The following is a 19,454-nucleotide window of genomic DNA, read 5'->3' as shown; positions in this document are numbered from 1 at the left end:
CGTACGAGGGAAAGTGCGCATATGAGTCAACCTCGGCTGCTCGGCGGCCGCTACGAGCTCGATACGGTGATCGGGCGAGGCGGCATGGCCGAGGTCTACCGTGCCCGTGACCTGCGCCTCGATCGCGTCGTCGCGGTCAAGACGCTGCGATCCGACCTGGCCCGCGACCACACGTTCCAGGCCCGGTTCCGCCGTGAGGCCCAGTCGGCGGCGTCCTTGAACCACCCCTCCGTCATCGCCGTGTACGACACCGGCGAAGACATGATCGGCGAAACCTCCATCCCGTACATCGTCATGGAGTACGTGGACGGAAGCACGCTGCGCGACCTGCTCAGAGAGAACCGCGCGCTGCTTCCGGAGAAGGCCCTGGAGGTCACCGACGGCATCCTCAGGGCCCTCGACTACAGCCACCGCGGCGGGATCGTCCACCGCGACATCAAACCGGCGAACGTGATGCTGACCCGGCAGCACGAAGTCAAGGTCATGGACTTCGGCATCGCCCGCGCCATGGCGGACTCCGCCGCCACGATGACCCAGACCGCGCAGGTGATCGGTACGGCGCAGTACCTGTCACCAGAGCAGGCGCGCGGCGAACGCGTCGACGCCCGCAGCGACATCTACTCGACGGGCTGCGTCCTGTACGAACTGCTCACCGGCAAACCGCCGTTCACCGGTGACTCCCCCGTCGCCATCGCCTACCAGCACGTCCGGGAGGAACCCGTCCCGCCGTCGCAGGTCGACCCGCAGATTCCGCAGTGGGCCGACGCGATCGTGCTGAAGGCCATGGCGAAGGAGGCCGACCACCGCTACCAGAACGCGACGGAGTTCCGGCAGGAGCTCCAGCGCGTCCTCCAGGGCCAGCCGGTGGCGTCCACGGCCGCGTCCACGATGCTGATGGGCGCCCAGCCCCACGGCACCCAGGTCATGGGCGGATACCCCGGCCCCGCGCACACCCAGGTGCGGCGCCCACCCGACGACTACGGCCTGCCGCCCGTCCGGTACGACGACGACCAGCCCGAACGCGGCGGCGGAGGCAAGAAGGCCGCACTGTGGGTCGGCCTCGCCGTCCTGTTCATCGGCGGGGCCGCCCTCATCGGCTGGATGTTGAGCGGCGGCGAAGGCAGCAAGACCGAACAGGTCGCCATCCCGCAGAGCATCGTCAACGTTTCCGCGCAGGACGCCACCGCCGAACTCACCAAGCTCGGCTTCACGGTCGGCGACCCGGAGAAGAAATACGACGACGACATCAAGCGCGGCTACGTCATCAGTTCCACCCCCGAGCCCGGAACCAACGCGGCCAAGGGCGCAGCGGTGACGCTGATCGTCTCCAACGGCCCCAAGCCCCCCGACGACGTCGAAGTCCCCGACGTGACCGGCAAACCGTACGCGGCCGCCAAGGCCCTACTGCTGAAGAGCGGCTTCGACGTCGAAAAGAAGGTCGAGTCGAACGACAACGTCCCACGCGGCACCGTCGTCAGCACCAATCCGGCCGGCGGCTCCAAGGAACCCAAGGGCGCGACCATCACCGTGGTCGTCTCCAACGGCCCCACCAACCTCAAGGTGCCGGACCTCTTCAACAACAGCGAACGCGCGGCCTGCGGCAAACTCGCCCGCCTCGGCCTGAAGTGCAAGGTCCAGAAGGGCCCGCCCCCGCCGGAGAAGTCCGTCGCCCCCGGCTTCGTCTTCGACCAGCAGCCGACCCCGGACGCGACCGTCGCCCCCGGCGAGACCGTCACCATCTTCGTGGCGCAGGAACAACAACCGCCCCCGACCGACGGCCCGACCGGCCCCCCGAACTCCAACCTCCCCTGGCCACCCGGGGGCGGAGGAGGAGGCTGACCTGGGCGTTCGTCCGGCGCTACGGAAGATCTGAAAATTTCTGTTCAAATCCGTAACGTCCTAGGGCGCCGTGACGAAGACCATAACGAGGGCTTCCGCCATTGCCCCCGAGTGGCGGAAGCCCTCGTGCTTATTGCAGTGCACTCCTCCTTCGGGCGCTGGGCGCCCTCCATCGTCGTGCACTGCGTGCGATCGCTGCATCGCTCCGGCTCGCCTTGCGGCTCGCTGCGCGATCAGGTTCTCGCTTCGCTCGCACCTGCCTTCGGACGCGATCGCAACGGCCGGGGTCGTCGCGTGGTTGCTGTAGCGGGCTGAGGCAGTTGCGTCTCGAAGGCTGACCACGTCCCAGTGCTGTGTCTACGGCAGTGGGGTTGTCGCGTGGTTGCCGTGGCGCTCTGAGGTAGTGGCGTCTCAGCGGCGTGGCGTGTCCGGGCGGTGCGGCATGCGCGTGACGGCTGGGGGTGAGCCTTCTTCGTTTTGCGTTGTGGGGGTTGTTGGGGCGGTGAAGGTGGGGTGTGGTGCTCCTGGTGGGGGTGGGTCCGCCTTGGGTTAGGGGGTGGGGGTTGGGGTGCAGGTGGTTAGCCAGTTGTGCAGGAGGTGGTGGCCGCCTGTGGAGAGGATGGATTCTGGGTGGAACTGGACGCCTTCGATTGGGCGGGTGCGGTGGCGGAGGCCCATGATTACGCCCTCGGGGGTTTGGGCCGTTGTGTGCAGGGTGGCGGGGATGGTCTTTGGGTCGACGGTCAGGGAGTGGTAGCGGGTGGCGGGGAAGGGGGAGGGGAGGTTGTGGAAGACGCCCTGGTTGTTGTGGATTATGTCGCTGGTGTAGCCGTGGAGGAGTTCGGGGGCGCGGGAGACCGTGGCGCCGTAGGCGTGGGCGATTACCTGGTGGCCTAGGCAGACGCCCAGGAGAGGGGTTCTGCGGCGGTCGGCTTCGTGGACGAGGTCCAGGCAGACTCCGGCGTCGGCGGGGTGGCCGGGGCCGGGGCTGAGGAGGACGCCGTCTACGGACGCGGCGTCCTGGACGGTGACGTCCGAGCGGTCCTTCACCTGGCAGTCGGCGCCCAGTTCGAGCAGGTACTGGACGATGTTGTAGACGAAGCTGTCGTGGTTGTCGACGATCAGGATGCGCATGGGCGTCATCCGGGGATTGTGGAGCTGGTGGGCGTTGGGCGGTCGACGACGCCGTGGTCGAACTGGAGTTTGGGCTCCAGCCAGGGGAAGATCATGTACCAGAAGACGGCCGCGACGGCGATGACGAGGCCCAGGGCGGTGGCGGTCTTGGTCGGCCACTCGCCCGGTAGGCGGCGCCAGATCCAGGCGTACACGAGGGCCTCCTAGGTCTTGGCCACGCGGGGCAGGGTCGAGGCCAGCTCGCCAAAGATGATCATTCGTTTGGCGGCGGAGTACTTGGGGTGGCAGGTGGTGAGTGTGATCATCCGCTTGGTGGGCTTCCGCTTCGGATGGCGCGGGACGGGTGCGGTCACCTCGGTCGCCGACGGTTTCACGATAGCGCGGTCGGTCACCTGGTAGACGTACTGCGTGTCGCGGGTGTCGATGAGGATTTTGTCGCCGCGGTCGAGTTCGCCCAGGCGGTTGAACGGGGCGGAGTAGGTCGTGCGGTGGCCGGAGACCACGAAGTTGCCGACCTGGCCGGGCAGGGCGGTGCCGGGGTAGTGGCCGGGGCCCTTGCGCAGGTCCTCGCGGTCGACGCCTTCGATGATCACGTAGTTGTAGTCCTTGCCGAAGCGGGGAATGCGGATCGTCGCGAGGCCCTTGCCGAGCTTCACCCGTTCCGTGGTGACCTTGCGCCAGTCCTTCTGGAGTTCGTCGCCCAGGCGGGTTTGTTGGGCCTGGGTGTAGCGGCCGGTGCCCCACAGTTCGTAGGTGACGAAGAGCATGACGATCAGTCCGGCGGTGATGCACAGTTCGCCCAGGCCACGGATGATCGTCCGCAACTCGTGTCCTCTCGGTCAGCCGGTCGGCGTCGCGTACTTCATCGTCACGTTGCCGGTGTAGGGGGGCAATGTGGCGCGCTCCACGGTCCGTACCGTGTAGCCGAGCCCGTGGGCGCGGACGTACCTGCGGTAGATCGCGATCTCGCGGGACGCGCCGAGCGCCGCGTGGAGCCGGGCCGGGTCGCCGACGGCGGTGATCCGGAACGGCGGCGAGTACACGACGCCCTGGAGGATCAGGGTATTGCCCACGCAACGGACGGCGCTCGTCGAGATCACGCGCTGGTCCATGATCTGCATCCCGGTGGCGCCGCCCGCCCACAGCGCGTTGACGACGGCCTGGACGTCCGCCTGGTGGACGACGAGGTCGTCGGGGCGGACCCCGCTAGGAAGATCACCACGTGCTGGTGCGTCGTCGAGGGAGACCTGCACCGCCCGGCCGGAGAGTGGGGTGAATCCGGCGTTGGTCGCCAACCGGTCCGCCTCGGACTGGGCTTGTTTCACCCGGGCATCGTGACGTCCGGCCTCGCGAGAGATACCGTCGACTTCGTGGCGGAGCCGCCGGTACTCGGCGCGCTCCTGGCGGATGGCACGTTGTTCCGCGGCGATGAGCTCGGTGATCCGGGTGCGGCCCTGCTCGCGCAGGCTCGTACCGCGGGCCGTGCTCGCGCTCGCCGCGAACAGGGTCCCCGCAAGGAGCGTGAGAACTGGGATGATGCTTCCCCACGCTGGAAGCCGTACTCTGCACACCAGCGACTACGCTAACCGACAAAACACCCATGCGCGGTCCGGCGCTCCGGCCGCCGGACGCCCGAGGAGATCGAATCCACCGTGGCCAAGTCGAAAGTGCGCAAGAAGGCCGTTTACACGCCACCGCAGAAGTCCAAGGCTCCCGAGGTCAGCCCGCGCTGGCTGGTGCCCACGATGGTCGCGCTGTGGCTCATCGGCCTGATCTGGATCGCAGTCTTCTACGTTACCGCCAGCACCGGCACCGACGTGCCGTACATGACCGACCTGCACAACTGGAACCTCGGCATCGGTTTCACGGCGATCATTTTCGGCGTGATCCTGTCGACCCGTTGGCGCTGACCGCCAGTTATCCACAGGCTGGGGACCTCCCACCCCGGCTTTCCCCAGGTTTTCCACAGGAACGCCGCTGCCGTGTAATGCGGGCAGCGGCGTCCGTGGCTAGAGCGTCGGGTTCAGTTCCGCCGTTCTGAGCAGGACGAGGGCCGTCAGCAACACGAAGACGAGGACGGGCGCCCCGATGTGGAACAGGTTCCGCCGGGCGGACGGCGCGTAGCCGTACGCGGCGGCCAGGGCCGCGCCGACGACGAGCCCGCCGACGTGTCCCTCCCAGGAGATGTTCGGCACCGAGAACGTGATCACCAGGTTGATCACCAGCAGGAACACGATGGACCCGACCGGGCGGCCCAGCGCGCGGCCGAGGACGAAGTACGCGCCGAGGAGGCCGAAGATGGCACCGGACGCTCCGACGGCCGAGGACTGCGGGGCGCCGACCATGTACAGCAGCACCGAGCCGCCCAGGCCCGACAGCACGTAGAGGGCGAGGAAACGCCACCGTCCGAGCACCTGTTCCAACGCCGGGCCGACCGCCCAGAGCAACCACATGTTGAACAGGATGTGCGTGACGCCGAACGTCCCACCGCGCTGGTGCAGGAACATCGCGGTGAACAGCCGGTACCACTCGCCCTCGGCGACGCCGCCGACCTCCCCGTCGGGCATGATGGCGCGGCCGAGCATCATGAACTCCCACACGACGTTCCACGACGCCAGCTCGGCGAGGTAGGCGGCCACGCAGGCGCCGATGAGCGTGTACGTGACGACCGGCGTGGTCGACGCGGCGGCCCGCGCCCCGACCGGAGTCCGCGGAACGGCCGTGCGGACGCCACGGTTGCCCTCGCGGACGCACTCGACGCACTGGTGCCCGACGGCCGCGTCCCGCATGCACTCCGGGCAGATGTAGCGGTCGCACCGGGTACAGCGCACGTACGTCTCCCGCCCCGGATGCCGGTAACAGGTCGGCACCGAGGTTTCGGACGGATGACTCTGTTCTGTGCTCATCTGGGACTCCGGCCGTCGCGGGTTCTCACCCTGTGAACGACTAACGCCGTTCGATCGTCACCGACTCCAGAACGACGTCCGTCTTCGGACGGTCCTGGCGGCCGGTCTCGACCTTCCCGATCCGGTCGACGACGTCGGTGCCTTCGATGACCTTGCCGAAGATGGTGTGCCGCCCGGTCAGGTGCTGGGTGTGGCCGACACTGAGCGTGATGAAGAACTGGGAGCCGTTGGTTCCGGGCCCGGCGTTGGCCATCGCCAGCAGGTACGGCCTGTTGAACGTCAGGTCGGGGTGGAACTCGTCCTTGAACTCGTAGCCGGGGCCGCCGGTGCCGGTGCCCAGCGGGTCACCGCCCTGGATCATGAACTGGCTGATGACGCGGTGGAAGATCGTGCCGTTGTAGAGCGGCGCGTTCGACTTCTGGCCGGTCCGTGGATCATGCCAGGTCCTGGTGCCCTCGGCCAGCTCGACGAAGTTCGCCACCGTCTCCGGCGCCTGCTCCGGGTACAGCTGGACGACGATCGCGCCCAGGGACGTGTTCAGCCTCGCGAAGATCTCGTTGGCCACGCTCTCTCCTCGTATTTCGGTGATGGTGATGCGGCGGGCTCCGTCATGCCCGAATATGTCACGCAGAGTAATCGAACGGTCGCGTGTTCAGGGTTTACCCCCCGGTCTCTGGGAAGGCTGCATGACAGGACCTCGCAAACAGGGAGGTTAGCGTGTCCCTAATGATCAATATCCGTCGGAAGCCGCCGGAGGACGTGCGGTCGCCGATCGGGCGCGCCCAGGACGCGGCCCGGCAAGGCGCCGAACTGTGCCGACAGGGGGCGTCTTCGGCGGCGGAGCGGATCATGCCCGTCGCGGGTGAGCGGGTCATGATCGTCCGTGGTTGGAGCGCACCGAGGCTCCAGCGCGCCGCCCGGTATGTGGAGACCGGGCTGGCTCCGCGGGTGAGCTCGTTCCTGAGCGATGTCGCCCATCGGGTGGAGCCGCCGAAACCGGCGAAGCCCGGGCGTGGCGGCCTCATGACGATGATGGGGGTGGTCGCGGCCGTCGGCGTGGCCGGTGCGGTGGCGACCCGGCGCGGTGCCCTCCGCGACCTGACCAAGGGTTCCGATGAGCACGCGGCGGACGCCACCTCGGCCGACTCCATGACCGTCAGCGGTTCCGACGTCGACGGTCAGGTTCAGTCGCCGCACTGAGCCGTCCTGAGTAGGTTTCGGCGGAGGGCCCGGCCACGGAAGGCCGGGCCCTCCGCCGCGCCGCCTCCGGTAACTACCTACCGGTACGGTGAACGCCATGTCGCGGAGACACTCGTTCCGGCGTGAGGTGGCGGCGCAGGCACGCCAGGGTGTCCACCGGGCCGTGCATCATGTCTGGGAGTGGGTCCGACGGCACGGTGAGATCACCCCGCAGACACCCGGTGGCCGGAAGTTCGCGTACCTGGGGGAGGGCGCGTGCATCGGGTTTCCCGTCGGCGCCATCTACGGCGAGCCGTGGATCTCGATCGGCGACCACACGCTCGTCGGAACGCATGTGACGATCTCGGCGGGATTCGTGCCGGGCCTCGACCTCGGCCCGGACGTCATCGTCCGCATCGGCCGGAGCTGCTCGATCGGACGCGGGACGCACATCGTCGGCCACCAGTCGATCGAGATCGGCGATGACGTGTTCACCGGCCCGAACGTGTACATCACTGATCAGAACCATACGTACGGCGATCTGGACACGCCCATCGGACGGCAGTGGCCGGAGAACAACCCGGTCGTGATCGGCGACGGCTGCTGGATCGGCACCGCCGCGATCATCCTGCCGGGCACCCGCCTCGGCCGGAACGTCGCGGTCGCGGGCGGCGCCGTCGTCCGCGGCGAGTTCCCCGACCACGCGGTCATCGGCGGCGTGCCCGCCAAGATCCTGCGCAGACATGACGGAGAGAGCTGGCAGCCACCGTTGCGAGGCGCCCCGATGGCATCCCTGGACGACCTCACGTCGCTACCGATGCCCGGCGTCGACGGTCTTCAAATCGTCCGGGACGGGGAAGGCCCTGCCGATTCCCGTGACGGCGGCGTACTCAGCGAAGAGGCCGGATAGGCCCAACGCCCTGCCCGAGAGATGGTCGGGCAGAGCGCCGATGGGTCCGTTGTGGCGGGCCGTTAGGCCGCGGCGGGCAGAGTTACACGGGCCTCCGCCCGCCGAATGTCGTGAGAACTGCCGCCCGTGCCGGGTCGCCAGCACTCCGCTCACCACGGCCGGAGTAGAGCCCCAGCGCCATGCCCAGAAGCGGTCGGGCAGAGGGCCGATGGGTCCGTTGTGGTGGGCCGTTTGGCCGCGGCGGTCAGAGTTGTAAGGGGCCGTTGCCTCGGCGGTCGCCGCGAGAACCGCCGCCCGAGCCGAGGCGCCTCCACCGCGCCGCTCGTCGGCGTCGGAGTAGAGCCCCGGCGCCCTGCCCGGGATGGTGGGCGGGCAGGGCGTCGTGGGTCAGTTGTGGCGGGCGGTTTTGTCGCGGCGGTCGGAGTTGTAGGGGCCGTTGCCTCGGCGGTTGCCGTGGGAGCCGCTGGTGGTGCGGGGGCCGCCGCGGCGTTCGCCGTTGCCGGAGTAAGAGCCTCGGTGGTCGCCCTCGCGGCGCTCGTGGGAGCCGCGACGGCCGTCCTTGCGGTCGAACGAGCGGGGGCCGCGGCCGCCGCGACGTCCACCCGGGCGGCCTCGTCCGCCCTCGCGGCGCGGACGTTCCGGGATGATCGGGCCCTCGATCGGGATGCCGGACGGCGGCCTGGCACCGGTCAGCCTGACCAGTTCCTCGTCCCCGGTGGTGACCCGGACGCGGGGCGCTTCGATCCCGGCGCGGCGCGTCATCGCGGACGTGGAGCGCACCTGGTGCGGCAGGACGAGCGTGACGACGGTGCCGTGCTCGCCGGCCCGCGCGGTGCGGCCCGCGCGGTGCATGTAGTCCTTGTGGTCGGCGGGCGGGTCGACGTGCATGACGAGCGACACGTCGTCGACGTGGATGCCGCGGGCCGCGACGTCGGTGGCGACGAGCACGCTGATGGAGCCCTCGCGGAACTCGGCGAGGGTGCGGGTGCGCAGCCCCTGGCTCTTGCCGCCGTGCAGGCCCGCCGCGCGGACACCGGCCTGGACGAGCTGCTTCGCGAGCCGGTCGACGCCGTGCTTGGTGCGGGCGAACAGGATCGTCCGGCCCTCACGGTTGGCGATCTCGGCGGTGATGGCGGCCTTCTCCTTCGGCGCGACGAGGAGGAGGTGGTGCTCCATCGTGTCGACGGACTCGTCCACCGGGCCGATCGCGTGCGTGACCGGGTCGTGGAGGTACCGCCGGACGAGGACGTCCACGTCCTTGTCGAGGGTCGCGGAGAACAGGAGTCGCTGCCCACCGGGCTTGGCGGCGTCGAGGATGTCGGTGACGTCGGGCAGGAAGCCCATGTCGGCCATGTGGTCGGCCTCGTCCAGCACCGCGATCTCGATGTCGGACAGGTCGCAGGCGCCCTGCCGCATCAGGTCCTTGAGCCGTCCGGGCGTGGCGACCAGGACCTCGACGCCGCGGCGCAGCGCGTCGATCTGCTTGAACATGGAGGTCTGGCCGATGACGGTCTTGAAGTGCAGTCCGAGGCCGCGGCCGAGCGGCTCCAGGTTCTTCTGGACCTGCTGGGCCAGCTCGCGGGTGGGGACGAGGATCAGCGCCAGCGGGCGCTTGGGGGCGGCCTTGCGGCCGGAGAGACGGACGAGCAGCGGCAGCCCGAAAGCGAGGGTCTTGCCGGAGCCGGTCTTGCCGCGGCCGAGGACGTCACGTCCCGCCATGATGTCGGGGATCGCGGCGGCCTGGATGGGGAACGGATTGTCGATGCCCTGACGGCTGAGGGTGTTCACCAGCGCCGGCGGTATACCGAGGTCGGCGAACGTGGGAACCCGCTCGTCGCCCGTGTCGGCGGGCAGGGTCGGGTTCGGTGCAGGGGCAGCTGTGGTCACGCATTACCTTCCGAGAGGGGGCACGTCTCGGGAGGCACCACGGAGTGTGTGGGCTGCAAGGACGAGCCGGACGCCCTGGAGGCGTCGAAGAATGATTCCTCAAGTCTAACGGCGGTGGGGTACCCCGTTATGCCCCGTCCCTAAGGGAACATTCCGGCTCGTTCACCCCATCGGGCCTCAACAGGCACAGGAACCGGCGTCGACAGGCACGGTCAGCGGGTCGGGAGAGCGGCGCGTGACGGTCCCCGGAGCGGTCTCCACGGGGAGCCCTTCGCGGGCCCAGTACTCGAATCCGCCGATCATCTCCTTGACCGGATGGCCGAGCTTCGCGAACTCCAGCGCGGCCTTAGTGGCGCCGTTGCAGCCGGGTCCCCAGCAGTAGACGACCACGGTCGCGCCGGTGGGGACGAGGGACGCGGCGCGTTCCGCGATCTCGGCGGTCGGAAGGTGGAGGGCGCCGGGGATGTGTCCTTGGTCCCAGCTTTGGGTGTTGCGTGTGTCGATGACCACGATGTCGTGGCTAGTCATTTGGGCGGCCACGTCAGACACGTCCGTCTCGAAGGACAGGCGTGCCGCGAAGTGTCGGATGGCCTCCTCGGTGGAGGCGGCGGGCGGGAAGGCGTTCATGACGGCTCCGAGAGTCGGGGGTCTGTACGCCTTCATGCTGGGGGGTGGTCGGTCCGGCTCGACAGTGGCGCGATCGCCTGGTGTCGATAAGATCTCGCCATGCGGGTCGCTTCGCCGGGGCGGCGGCACACGGTGTCGGTGCTGGCCTTCGACGGCATGACGCCGTTCGAGCTCGGCGTGGTCGTGGAGATCTTCGGGCTGCCGCGGCCTGAACTGGACGTCCCCTGGTACGACCTCCGGATCTGCTCGCTGGAGCGCGGCCCGATGCGCACGGTCGGCGGCCTGACGATGACCGCTGAGCATGGGTTGGAGGCGTTCGCGTCCGCGGACACGGTCATGGTCGTCGCCGTGCCCGACGTCCGGGACGATCCCGCGCCCGAGGTCGTCGCCGCGCTTCGGCGGGCCCGCGCACGCGGCGCCCGCGTCGTGTCGATCTGCTCGGGCGCGTTCGCGCTCGCGGCGGCGGGTCTGCTGGACGGGCGCGAGGCCACCACCCACTGGCGGTACGCCGACCTGCTGCGGCGCCGGTTCCCGAAGGTGCGAGTCAACCCGGACGTCCTCTACGTGGACGGCGACGACGTGCTCACCGGGGCCGGGAGCGCCGCGGGGCTCGACCTGTGCCTGCACCTGGTCCGCAAGGACCACGGCGCCCGGGTCGCGAACGCGGTGGCGCGGCGGCTGGTCGTCCCGCCGCACCGGGAGGGCGGGCAGGCGCAGTTCGTGGAGGCCGCCGTGAACCGTCCGGACGGCGACGGCGACGGCGACGCGGTCGCGCGCAGCATGGCGTGGGCGCTCGCGCATCTCACCGAGCCGATCACGGTCGCGCGGCTGGCACGGGAGGCGTGCCTCGCGCCGCGCACCTACATCCGGCACTTCCACCGGCAGACGGGGACGAGCCCGCTCCGCTGGGTCATCGCACAGCGGATCATGGCGGCGTTGCCGTTGCTGGAGGAGGGCGGCATGCCGATCGAGCGGGTCGGCGCGGCGGTCGGCTTCGAGAGTCCGGTGACGTTCCGGCACCATTTCGTCCGGGCGATGAAGATCTCACCGTCCGCCTACCGGCGCGCCTTCCACGCGACGACTCCGAGCTGACCCCGGTTACGGGAGGCTTTCGAGGCCGGTCAGAAGGCGTGCGACGTCCAGGCCGGAGGTCAGGTAGTCGACGAACAGATGGTTGTTCAGGGCCCATTTCGACCGTCGATACCGGATGAGGAACACCGCGTCGTCCCCGGCGATGTCCGCCAGGCGACACACCGCCTCCAGTTGAGCGGCGGTCAGTGGGCCGTCGGGCATTCCTTCGTAGTGGTGGTCGACGTGTAATGGCGGGCCGTGCCCGTCCCGCTGGTACAGGCTGATGACGGTGTCGAACTCGTCCCGCACGATCGCGGGGACGCGTTCCCCGGACGCGGCGGTGTGGTGGTGCCCGCCCATCCACAGGTTCGGGACGATCTCGTTCCACGGATGTTCCGCGTCCGGCGCCCCTCTGCCCTTGGTCCGCATCGGCCGGGTCAGCCGCCCTAGATGGCGACCCGGCCGGCGGCGGACGCGGAGGCCGTGGCCTGCCGGTCGATCTCGCGGCAGAGGGCGGTGACCATCGCGTCGAAGGACGCGGCGCCGTAGCGGGAGCGGAGGGCGGGGAAGACGTTCTTACGCGCGGCTTCCTTGAGCATCCAGCTCAGGTCCTGATGCGGGACGCGTCGTCCCTGAGCCAGCCGGTCATGGGTCTGCCGGGTCACCCGGAGCAGTTCCGGGTGCGCCGCGGACTCGGTGAGGATCATGCGCGTCGCGTCCCCGAGGTCCATTCCGGGAGTGTAGATCAACAGGTTCGATCGGGCGGGCGGATGTGGCACGGTGTCATGACAACACGTAGAGCTTACGAACAGTTACACTCTGTGCCATGCACTGGGTGACAGGCAGATTCGGCGGCGCGTCGACTTTGCAATTTCTGCCCATTTTGTCGGGTCTGTCCAGGTCGGCCGAATCTGATTCTTCCTGCGTGCCGAAAGCCCGGCTACCATCGCGCTGCCAGCACGCTCGACGCCGGTACGAGCGATGTCGGTACCCGGGGGGCCCGAAACACCGCCATTGCCGATCCGCTTCGCTCCCACCCGCCACCCGAGTTCACTGAGAGGACCCCCCGCCATGCAACGACGCATTATCGGCGCACTCGCCGCAGCGTTCCTCGGTGCCGCGACCCTGACCGCCGGTACGTCGTCCGCCGCGCTCGCCGCCCCGGCGCCCGCACCCGCGTCCGTGACCGCACCCCGGCCCGTCAAGGCTCCCAACTTCACCTCGATCATCGCGCTCAGCAACTGCTCCGGCTCGCTGGTGCGCGTTCCCGGTGCGGCCGACACCGATCCCGCGCTCGTGCTCACCAACGGGCACTGCATCGACGGCGGAATGCCCTCCGCCGGTCAGGTCATCAAGAACCAGTCGTCCAGCCGGTCGTTCACACTGCTGAACTCCAGCGGGGGGACCCTCGGCACCCTGCGCGCGACGTCGCTGCTGTACGCGACGATGACCGACACGGACGCGGCCCTGTACAAGCTCAGCAGCACCTACGCCGACATCCAGCGGCAGTACAGCACCCCCGCGCTGGAGATGGTGCTCTCGCGTCCGTCGTCCGGTGGCACCCTGCACGTGGTCTCCGGTTACTGGAAGCGCATCTACACGTGCAGGCTCGACGGCTTCGCCTACCGCATTCGTGAGGCCAACTGGACGTGGAAGGACTCCCTGCGTTACACGCGCGAGTGCAACGTCATCGGCGGGACGTCCGGTTCCCCGGCCATCGACGACGCGTCCGGGAAGGTCATCGGTGTCAACAACACCATCAACGAGAGCGGCGGTCGCTGCACCATGAACAACCCCTGTGAGGTGGACGAGCAGGGTCAGGTCACGGTGCGTCGCCAGATCGGGTACGCCCAGCAGACCTACACGCTGGCCAACTGCATCGCGCCCGGCACCCGTCTCGACATGAACCGCCCGGGCTGCACCGCCCCCCGGTAACCCTTCGCGAACGTCTTCGAGGACCAGAGCCCGCGGCCCGCACCGGCCGCGGGCTCTGCTGTGATCGATATAACGACGCGAGGTAGTACTACAGCTCGTAGTATGTTCCACAGGTCGTAGTACTACAGCTTGTAGTAGATAGCCGGAGAGGCCCGCGCCATGGACACGGTCGACATCGCACGGTGGCAGTTCGGGATCACCACCGTGTACCACTTCCTGTTCGTCCCGCTGACGATCGGGCTGTCCGCGCTGGTCGCGGGGCTGGAGACGGCCTGGCTGCGGACGGGCAGGACGGCCTACCTGCGCGCCACCAAGTTCTGGGGCAAGCTCTTCCTGATCAACTTCGCGATGGGGATCGTCACCGGCATCGTGCAGGAGTTCCAGTTCGGCATGAACTGGAGTGACTACTCCCGGTTCGTCGGCGACGTGTTCGGTGCGCCGCTGGCCATCGAGGGCCTGCTCGCGTTCTTCGTCGAGTCGACGTTCCTCGGGCTGTGGATCTTCGGTTGGGACAGGCTGCCGAAGAAGATCCACCTGGCCTGCATCTGGCTCGTCGCCATCGGCACGCAACTGTCGGCGTTCTTCATCCTCTCCGCGAACTCGTGGATGCAGCACCCCGTCGGCTACCGCGTCGACGAGGAGACCGGACGAGCCGTCCTCACCGACTTCTGGGCCGTCCTGACCAACTCCACCCATCTCGTCGCGTTCCCGCACACGATCACGGCGGCGTTCGTCACCGGCGGCATGTTCATGGCGGGCGTCAGCGCCTGGCATCTCGCCCGCCGCAAGAACGTCGAGGTGTTCCGGCCGTCGCTGCGGCTGGCCCTCGCCGTCACGGCCGTCGCGTCCATCGGCGTCGCCGTCACCGGCGACCTCCAGGGCAAGGTCATGGCGGAGCAGCAGCCGATGAAGATGGCCGCCGCCGAGGCGATCTACGAGACCGAGCGGCCCGCCGGGCTCTCGCTCCTCACGATCGGCACGCTCGACGGCGACGAGGAACTGTTCGGGATCAAGCTGCCGCGCGTCCTGTCGTTCCTCTCCACCGGCAGCCTCGACGGGGAGGTCGAGGGCATCAACGACGTCCAGGCCGCCGAGGAGGCCCGGTACGGGCCGGGGGACTACCGGCCGTTCGTCCCCGCCATCTACTGGAACTTCCGGCTCATGGTCGGTGTCGGGATGATCACCGCGTTCGTCTCGCTCGCCGGGCTGTGGCTGCTGCGGCGCGGGCGCCTGCCGTCCAATCCCTGGGTGTACCGGATCGGGATGGCGTCGCTGACGCTGCCGTTCATCGGCAACTCCGCCGGTTGGATCTTCACCGAGATGGGACGCCAGCCCTGGTCGGTGTACGGCGTGATGAAGACGTCGGCGAGCGTGTCGCCCAGCGTGACGGCCACGTCGATGCTCATCTCCGTCATCTCGCTGACCGCGCTGTACGCCGTCCTCGCCGTCATCGAGGCGGGCCTGATGCTCAAGTACGCCAAGGCCGGACCGCCGTCGGAGGACGAGGTGCTGCCGCCCCCGCCCGACGACGACGATCCCGACCGCGACTCCGAGCGCTCGCTCGCGTTCGCCTACTGAGAGGGCGCCCGGTCATGGAACTCACCACCGTCTGGTTCATCGCCATCGCGTTCCTGTGGACGAGCTACTTCTTCCTGGAGGGATTCGACTTCGGCGTCGGGATGCTGCTGCCCGTCCTCGGTCGCGGCAACGTCGAACGCCGCGTCGTCATCAATACGATCGGGCCCGTCTGGGACGCCAACGAGGTGTGGTTCATCGTCGCCGGGGCCGCGATCTTCGCGGCGTTCCCCGAGTGGTACGCCACCCTGTTCAGCGGCTTCTACCTGCCGCTGCTCGCGATCCTGCTCGCGTTGATCGTCCGTGGTGTCGCGTTCGAGTACCGGGGCAAGCGGGACGACGCGCGGTGGCGGTCCCGCTGGGACAAGGCGATCTTCTGGGGCAGCCTCGTGCCCGCGTTCCTGTGGGGCGTCGTGTTCGCGAACATCGTGCGGGGCGTGCCGCTGGACGCCGACCACGAGTTCGCCGGGACGCTCGGCGACCTGTTCAGCCCGTACGCGCTGCTCGGCGGGCTCACCACGATGATCCTGTTCGTGCTGCACGGGGCGGTGTTCCTCGCGCTCAAGACGTCCGGGGACATCCGGGAGCGGGCCCGGCTCGTCGCGGGTATCGCCGCGATCGGGGCCGTCGCCGCCGGTGGGAGCTTCCTGCTGATCACCCAGGTGGAGCACGGTGAGCCCGTGACCTGGCTGACGGCCGCGGGGGCCGCCGCCGGGCTGGTCCTCGCCGCCGTGGCGATCCGGCGCGGGCGTGAGGGATGGGCGTTCATCGGGACGGGCGCCGCGATCGTCCTCGCCGTCGCGACCCTTTTCGTCGCGCTGTTCCCGGACGTCCTGCCGTCCACCCTCGTCGAGGCGCACAGCCTGACCACCGACAACGCGTCCTCGTCCCCCTACACGCTCAAGATCATGACGTGGACGGCCGCGGTGTTCACCCCAATCGTGCTGGTCTACCAGGGCTGGACGTACTGGGTGTTCCGGAAGCGGATCGGCACCGACCAGATTCCCCGGCCGAAGAACGAGCCGGTGCGATGAAGCCCCTCGACCCCAGGCTGCTGAAGCACGCCAGGACGACCCGGATCTTCCTGGTCGCGTCCGTCGCGCTCGGCACCGCCACCGCCGGGCTGATCATCGCGCAGGCCACCCTGCTCGCCGACATGATCACCCGGGTGTTCCTCGGCGGCGCCACGCTCGGCGACCTGCGCACGCCGCTGCTCCTGCTGCTCGCCGTCGTCCTCGGCCGGACGCTCGTCGCCTGGCTCCAGGAGGTCGCGGCGCACCGCTCGTCCGCCGCAGTGAAGTCCCAGCTGCGCGGCAGGCTGCTCGCGCACGCGCTGCGGCTCGGCCCCCGCTGGCTGTCCGGCGAGCGCAGCGGCGAACTCGCCACCCTCGCCACGCGCGGGATCGACGCGCTGGACGACTACTTCTCCCGTTACCTGCCGCAACTCGTCCTCGCGGTGATCGTTCCGGTGGCGGTCGGGGCGCGGATCCTGCTCGGCGACTGGCTGTCCGCCGTGACCATCGCCACGACGCTGCCGCTCATCCCCGTCTTCGCGATCCTCGTCGGGCTCACCACCCAGCGGAAGATGGACCGACAGTGGCGCACGCTGTCCGTCCTGTCCGCGCACTTCCTGGACGTCGTCGCCGGGCTCCCCACGCTGAAGATCTTCGGCCGCGCCCGCGCCCAGGCGGACAAGATCCGCGAGGTCACCGACCGGTACCGCCGGGCGACGATGTCGACCCTGCGCATCGCGTTCCTGTCGGCGCTCGTCCTGGAACTGCTGTCGACGCTCTCCGTGGCGCTGGTCGCCGTGTCCATCGGCCTGCGTCTCGTCGAGGGCGGGCTCGGGCTGGAGACCGCGCTGCTCGTCCTGATCCTGGCGCCGGAGGCGTACCTTCCGCTGCGGCAGGTCGGCGCGCAGTACCACGCCAGCGTCCAGGGCCTCACCGCCGCCGGACGGATCTTCGAGGTGATCGAGACACCCGCCCCGTCCACCGGAACGCGCACCGACCTCCCGGTCGACCCCGTCCTCCGCCTCGACGCGGTCACCGTCGCCTACGAGGGCCGCGACACGCCCGCGCTCGACGGGTTCTCCCTCACCGTCCACCCCGGCGAGACGGTCGCGCTCACCGGCCCGAGCGGCGCGGGAAAGTCGACCGTGCTCGCCGCGCTGCTGGGGTTCGTCCGGCCGGACTCCGGTCGTGTCCTCGTCGACTGGGACGACCTCGCCGACCTCGACCCCGACGCCTGGCGCGCCCGGATCGCCTGGGTCCCGCAACGACCCCACCTGTTCGCCGGGACGGTCGCGGCGAACATCCGCCTGGGCCGCCCCGACGCCAGCGACGCGGACGTCCGGGAGGCCGCACGAGCCGCCAACGCGCTGGACTTTCTCGACACCCCGCTCGGTGAACGCGGCCTCGGCCTGTCCGCCGGGCAGCGGCAGCGGGTCGCGCTGGCCCGCGCGTTCCTCCGCGACGCGCCGCTCCTGCTCCTGGACGAACCGACCTCGAACCTCGACGCGGAGAGCGAGGCCGCCGTCATCCAGGCCGTCCGCAGGCTCGCCGCGAACCGCACCGTCGTCCTGGCCGCCCACCGCCCCGCCCTGGCGGCCCTCGCCGACCGCGTCGTCTCCCTCGAACCCGCGGCGGTGACGGCATGATCCTCCGGCTCCTCTCCTTCGCGCGTCCCGCCCGGGGACGGCTCGCCCTCGCCGTCCTGTTCGGGGTGCTGGCACTCGGCAGCGGCGTCGCGCTGATGGCCACGTCCGCCTGGCTGATCTCGCGGGCCGCGCAACACCCACCGGTCCTCATGCTCATGGTCGCGATCGTCGCCGTCCGCGCCTTCGGCCTCGGACGCGGCGTCTTCCGCTACCTCGAACGCCTCACCGGACACGACGCGACGTTCCGGATCCTCGCCGACCTCCGCGCCCGCGTCTACGAACGGCTGGAACGACTCGGACCCGGATTCCACAGCGGCGACCTGCTGAACCGGCTCGTCGCCGACGTCGACGCCGTCCAGGACCTCTTCCTGCGCGTCCTGCTGCCCTGCACGGTCGCCGCCGTCGTCGGTGGCCTGTCCGTGGGCCTCGCCTGGGCACTGCTCCCCTCGGCGGGAGCGGTACTCCTGTGCGCCCTGCTACTCGCGGGCGTCGTCGCGCCTTGGCTCACCGCCACAACGGCCCGACGCGCCGAACATCGCACCACCGACCTGCGCGCCGACCTGACGTCCCACGTCGTCGACACCCTCCACGGCGCCCCCGAACTCATCGCCTACGGCGCCGCGCCCGCCCGACTCGCCGAAGCGGCCCGGCTCGACCGCGACTTCACCCGCGCCTCGGCCCGTTCCGCGACCACCGCCGGTGCCGGTGCGGCCGTCTCCGCCCTCGCCGGTGGCCTGGCCGTCTGGGGCAGCCTGGCGGTCGGCGTCCCGGCCGTCCGCTCCGGCGCGTTGGACGGCGTGCTCCTCGCGGTCATCGTCCTCCTGCCCCTGGCGGCCTTCGAGGTCGTCAACGGCCTCCCACTCGCCGCCCAGTACAGGGAACGCGTCCGCCGCTCCGGCACCCGCGTCTTCGCCGTCCTGGACGCCCCCGAACCCGTCCCCGACCCGGAAACCCCCACTCCCCTCCCCGAAGCGCCCTACACCCTCGAAATCACAAACCTCCAAGCCAGATGGACGCCCACAGCGCCCCTGGCCCTCAACGACATATCCCTCACCCTGACCCCAGGCCGCCGCTGCGCGATCGTCGGCCCAAGCGGCTCAGGCAAGACGACCCTCACCGCCGTCCTCCTCCGCTTCCTGGAACCATCGAGCGGCCAGGCAACCCTCAACAACACAGACATTCGCGACCTCACCGGCGACGACGTCCGCCGCGTCATCGGCCTCTGCGCCCAGGACGCCCACCTGTTCGACTCGACGATCGGCGCCAACATCCGCCTCGCCCGCCCCACCGCCACCGACGAAGAGATCCGCGACGCCTTGAACCGCGCCCGCCTCCTCGACTGGATCGACACCCTCCCCCAGGGACTCGACACCCACGTCGGCGAGCACGGCGCGCAAGTCTCCGGCGGTCAGCGCCAGCGCATCGCCCTGGCCCGCGCCCTCCTCGCCGACTTCCCGATCCTCCTCCTGGACGAGCCCGCCGAACACCTCGACGTCGCGACCGCCGACGCCCTCACCGCCGACCTCCTCACCGCCACCGAAGGCCGCACGACCCTCCTCGTCACCCACCGCCTGACCGGCCTGGACGCCGTCGACGAAATTATCGTCCTAGACGAAGGCCAGGTCATCGACCGCGGAACCCACACCGACCTACTCTCCCGCCCCGGCCTCTACCGCACCCTCTGGCACCACGAACAACCCCCCGAACCCACACTCATCCAGTCCGCGTAACA

The 19,454-nt window shown here is 69.6% G+C and carries 20 protein-coding genes; 10 read left to right on the top strand and 10 right to left on the bottom strand.

Going from position 1 to position 19,454, the window contains the following annotated elements; all coding sequences use genetic code 11:
- The first annotated feature begins 21 nt into the window (after window positions 1–21).
- Window positions 22–1,839, top strand: a complete 1,818-nt coding sequence (pknB, locus tag D0T12_RS01790; RefSeq protein ID WP_117397464.1) for a Stk1 family PASTA domain-containing Ser/Thr kinase — start codon at window positions 22–24, stop codon at window positions 1,837–1,839.
- Window positions 1,840–2,388: 549 nt separating this feature from the next.
- Here the strand turns inward: pknB and D0T12_RS01785 are convergent.
- From D0T12_RS01785 to D0T12_RS01770, 4 genes are read right to left on the bottom strand one after another with little or no spacing between them, the layout of a single operon-like run.
- Window positions 2,389–2,982 (bottom strand): anthranilate synthase component II, encoded by a 594-nt coding sequence (locus tag D0T12_RS01785; protein WP_117397463.1) that lies wholly within the window; start codon window positions 2,980–2,982, stop codon window positions 2,389–2,391.
- A complete protein-coding gene (locus tag D0T12_RS01780; protein WP_117397462.1) occupies window positions 2,979–3,167 on the bottom strand; it encodes a hypothetical protein in 189 nt (62 codons plus the stop codon). Before D0T12_RS01780 ends, D0T12_RS01785 begins: the two co-directional genes overlap by 4 nt.
- Window positions 3,168–3,176: 9 nt before the next feature.
- Window positions 3,177–3,797, bottom strand: coding sequence for a class E sortase (locus D0T12_RS01775; protein ID WP_147339337.1), 621 nt, complete (start codon window positions 3,795–3,797; stop codon window positions 3,177–3,179).
- A 15-nt stretch (window positions 3,798–3,812) separates the two neighbouring features.
- A complete protein-coding gene (locus D0T12_RS01770; RefSeq protein WP_117397461.1) occupies window positions 3,813–4,544 on the bottom strand; it encodes a DUF881 domain-containing protein in 732 nt (243 codons plus the stop codon).
- A gap of 81 nt (window positions 4,545–4,625) precedes the next feature.
- Here D0T12_RS01770 and D0T12_RS01765 point away from each other — a divergent pair, with 81 nt between their 5' ends.
- A complete protein-coding gene (locus D0T12_RS01765) occupies window positions 4,626–4,883 on the top strand; it encodes a cell division protein CrgA (RefSeq protein ID WP_117397460.1) in 258 nt (85 codons plus the stop codon).
- Between the two features lie 99 nt (window positions 4,884–4,982).
- On the opposite strand, the gene D0T12_RS01760 is transcribed toward D0T12_RS01765, so the two are convergent.
- Together D0T12_RS01760 and D0T12_RS01755 are read right to left on the bottom strand one after the other, a co-directional pair.
- Window positions 4,983–5,879 carry a rhomboid family intramembrane serine protease gene (locus D0T12_RS01760; RefSeq protein WP_117397459.1) on the bottom strand — a complete coding sequence of 299 codons (897 nt, stop codon included), beginning with the start codon at window positions 5,877–5,879 and terminating at the stop codon, window positions 4,983–4,985.
- A gap of 40 nt (window positions 5,880–5,919) precedes the next feature.
- A complete protein-coding gene (locus D0T12_RS01755; RefSeq protein WP_117397458.1) occupies window positions 5,920–6,444 on the bottom strand; it encodes a peptidylprolyl isomerase in 525 nt (174 codons plus the stop codon).
- Between the two features lie 161 nt (window positions 6,445–6,605).
- Here D0T12_RS01755 and D0T12_RS01750 point away from each other — a divergent pair, with 161 nt between their 5' ends.
- Entirely contained in the window at window positions 6,606–7,079 is a 474-nt protein-coding gene (locus tag D0T12_RS01750) for a hypothetical protein (protein ID WP_117397457.1), read from the top strand.
- Window positions 7,080–7,176: 97 nt separating this feature from the next.
- Window positions 7,177–7,968, top strand: coding sequence for an acyltransferase (locus tag D0T12_RS01745; protein ID WP_117397456.1), 792 nt, complete (start codon window positions 7,177–7,179; stop codon window positions 7,966–7,968).
- A gap of 387 nt (window positions 7,969–8,355) precedes the next feature.
- Here D0T12_RS01745 and D0T12_RS01740 read toward each other — a convergent pair whose 3' ends face one another.
- Both D0T12_RS01740 and D0T12_RS01735 read right to left on the bottom strand, forming a co-directional pair.
- A complete protein-coding gene (locus tag D0T12_RS01740; protein ID WP_233525797.1) occupies window positions 8,356–9,855 on the bottom strand; it encodes a DEAD/DEAH box helicase in 1,500 nt (499 codons plus the stop codon).
- A gap of 177 nt (window positions 9,856–10,032) precedes the next feature.
- Entirely contained in the window at window positions 10,033–10,482 is a 450-nt protein-coding gene (locus D0T12_RS01735) for a rhodanese-like domain-containing protein (protein WP_199487234.1), read from the bottom strand.
- Between the two features lie 99 nt (window positions 10,483–10,581).
- Between D0T12_RS01735 and D0T12_RS01730 the strand changes: the two genes are divergently transcribed.
- Window positions 10,582–11,574 (top strand): helix-turn-helix domain-containing protein, encoded by a 993-nt coding sequence (locus tag D0T12_RS01730; RefSeq protein WP_117397454.1) that lies wholly within the window; start codon window positions 10,582–10,584, stop codon window positions 11,572–11,574.
- A gap of 6 nt (window positions 11,575–11,580) precedes the next feature.
- Here the strand turns inward: D0T12_RS01730 and D0T12_RS01725 are convergent, their stop codons facing one another.
- Window positions 11,581–11,982, bottom strand: coding sequence for a protein phosphatase (locus D0T12_RS01725; RefSeq protein WP_117397453.1), 402 nt, complete (start codon window positions 11,980–11,982; stop codon window positions 11,581–11,583).
- A gap of 17 nt (window positions 11,983–11,999) precedes the next feature.
- Window positions 12,000–12,284, bottom strand: a complete 285-nt coding sequence (locus tag D0T12_RS01720; protein ID WP_117397452.1) for a hypothetical protein — start codon at window positions 12,282–12,284, stop codon at window positions 12,000–12,002.
- Between the two features lie 340 nt (window positions 12,285–12,624).
- On the opposite strand from D0T12_RS01720, the gene D0T12_RS01715 reads away from it, so the two are divergent.
- The 5 genes from D0T12_RS01715 (at window position 12,625) to cydC (ending at window position 19,452) form a co-directional block, all read left to right on the top strand.
- A complete protein-coding gene (locus D0T12_RS01715) occupies window positions 12,625–13,488 on the top strand; it encodes a S1 family peptidase (RefSeq protein WP_117397451.1) in 864 nt (287 codons plus the stop codon).
- Between the two features lie 159 nt (window positions 13,489–13,647).
- Entirely contained in the window at window positions 13,648–15,066 is a 1,419-nt protein-coding gene (locus D0T12_RS01710; protein WP_117397450.1) for a cytochrome ubiquinol oxidase subunit I, read from the top strand.
- A 14-nt stretch (window positions 15,067–15,080) separates the two neighbouring features.
- Window positions 15,081–16,097 (top strand): cytochrome d ubiquinol oxidase subunit II, encoded by a 1,017-nt coding sequence (gene cydB / locus D0T12_RS01705; protein WP_117397449.1) that lies wholly within the window; start codon window positions 15,081–15,083, stop codon window positions 16,095–16,097.
- Window positions 16,094–17,722, top strand: coding sequence for a thiol reductant ABC exporter subunit CydD (gene cydD / locus D0T12_RS35750; protein ID WP_199487233.1), 1,629 nt, complete (start codon window positions 16,094–16,096; stop codon window positions 17,720–17,722). Before cydB ends, cydD begins: the two co-directional genes overlap by 4 nt.
- Complete coding sequence (gene cydC, locus D0T12_RS35745; protein ID WP_199487232.1) at window positions 17,719–19,452, top strand: thiol reductant ABC exporter subunit CydC; 1,734 nt, start codon at window positions 17,719–17,721, stop codon at window positions 19,450–19,452. Before cydD ends, cydC begins: the two co-directional genes overlap by 4 nt.
- The last annotated feature ends 2 nt before the right edge of the window (window positions 19,453–19,454 follow it).

Origin of the sequence: Actinomadura spongiicola, from assembly GCF_003432485.1 — a bacterium.
In the GTDB taxonomy this organism is placed as follows: domain Bacteria; phylum Actinomycetota; class Actinomycetes; order Streptosporangiales; family Streptosporangiaceae; genus Spirillospora; species Spirillospora spongiicola.
The sequence above is the reverse complement of the archived record's forward strand: the minus strand, read 5'-3'. Positions and strand labels throughout refer to the sequence as shown.

What these genes read in the sequence shown, in the direction of transcription:
- D0T12_RS01725 (WP_117397453.1), bottom strand. Translation starts at nt 11,982, where the DNA reads ATGCGGACCAAGGGCAGAGGGGCGCCGGACGCGGAACATCCGTGGAAC.
- D0T12_RS01750 (WP_117397457.1), top strand. Translation starts at nt 6,606, where the DNA reads ATGATCAATATCCGTCGGAAGCCGCCGGAGGACGTGCGGTCGCCGATC.
- D0T12_RS01735 (WP_199487234.1), bottom strand. Translation starts at nt 10,482, where the DNA reads ATGAACGCCTTCCCGCCCGCCGCCTCCACCGAGGAGGCCATCCGACAC.
- D0T12_RS01715 (WP_117397451.1), top strand. Translation starts at nt 12,625, where the DNA reads ATGCAACGACGCATTATCGGCGCACTCGCCGCAGCGTTCCTCGGTGCC.
- cydC (WP_199487232.1), top strand. Translation starts at nt 17,719, where the DNA reads ATGATCCTCCGGCTCCTCTCCTTCGCGCGTCCCGCCCGGGGACGGCTC.
- cydD (WP_199487233.1), top strand. Translation starts at nt 16,094, where the DNA reads ATGAAGCCCCTCGACCCCAGGCTGCTGAAGCACGCCAGGACGACCCGG.
- D0T12_RS01745 (WP_117397456.1), top strand. Translation starts at nt 7,177, where the DNA reads ATGTCGCGGAGACACTCGTTCCGGCGTGAGGTGGCGGCGCAGGCACGC.
- D0T12_RS01730 (WP_117397454.1), top strand. Translation starts at nt 10,582, where the DNA reads ATGCGGGTCGCTTCGCCGGGGCGGCGGCACACGGTGTCGGTGCTGGCC.
- pknB (WP_117397464.1), top strand. Translation starts at nt 22, where the DNA reads ATGAGTCAACCTCGGCTGCTCGGCGGCCGCTACGAGCTCGATACGGTG.
- D0T12_RS01760 (WP_117397459.1), bottom strand. Translation starts at nt 5,879, where the DNA reads ATGAGCACAGAACAGAGTCATCCGTCCGAAACCTCGGTGCCGACCTGT.
- cydB (WP_117397449.1), top strand. Translation starts at nt 15,081, where the DNA reads ATGGAACTCACCACCGTCTGGTTCATCGCCATCGCGTTCCTGTGGACG.
- D0T12_RS01720 (WP_117397452.1), bottom strand. Translation starts at nt 12,284, where the DNA reads ATGGACCTCGGGGACGCGACGCGCATGATCCTCACCGAGTCCGCGGCG.
- D0T12_RS01710 (WP_117397450.1), top strand. Translation starts at nt 13,648, where the DNA reads ATGGACACGGTCGACATCGCACGGTGGCAGTTCGGGATCACCACCGTG.
- D0T12_RS01785 (WP_117397463.1), bottom strand. Translation starts at nt 2,982, where the DNA reads ATGACGCCCATGCGCATCCTGATCGTCGACAACCACGACAGCTTCGTC.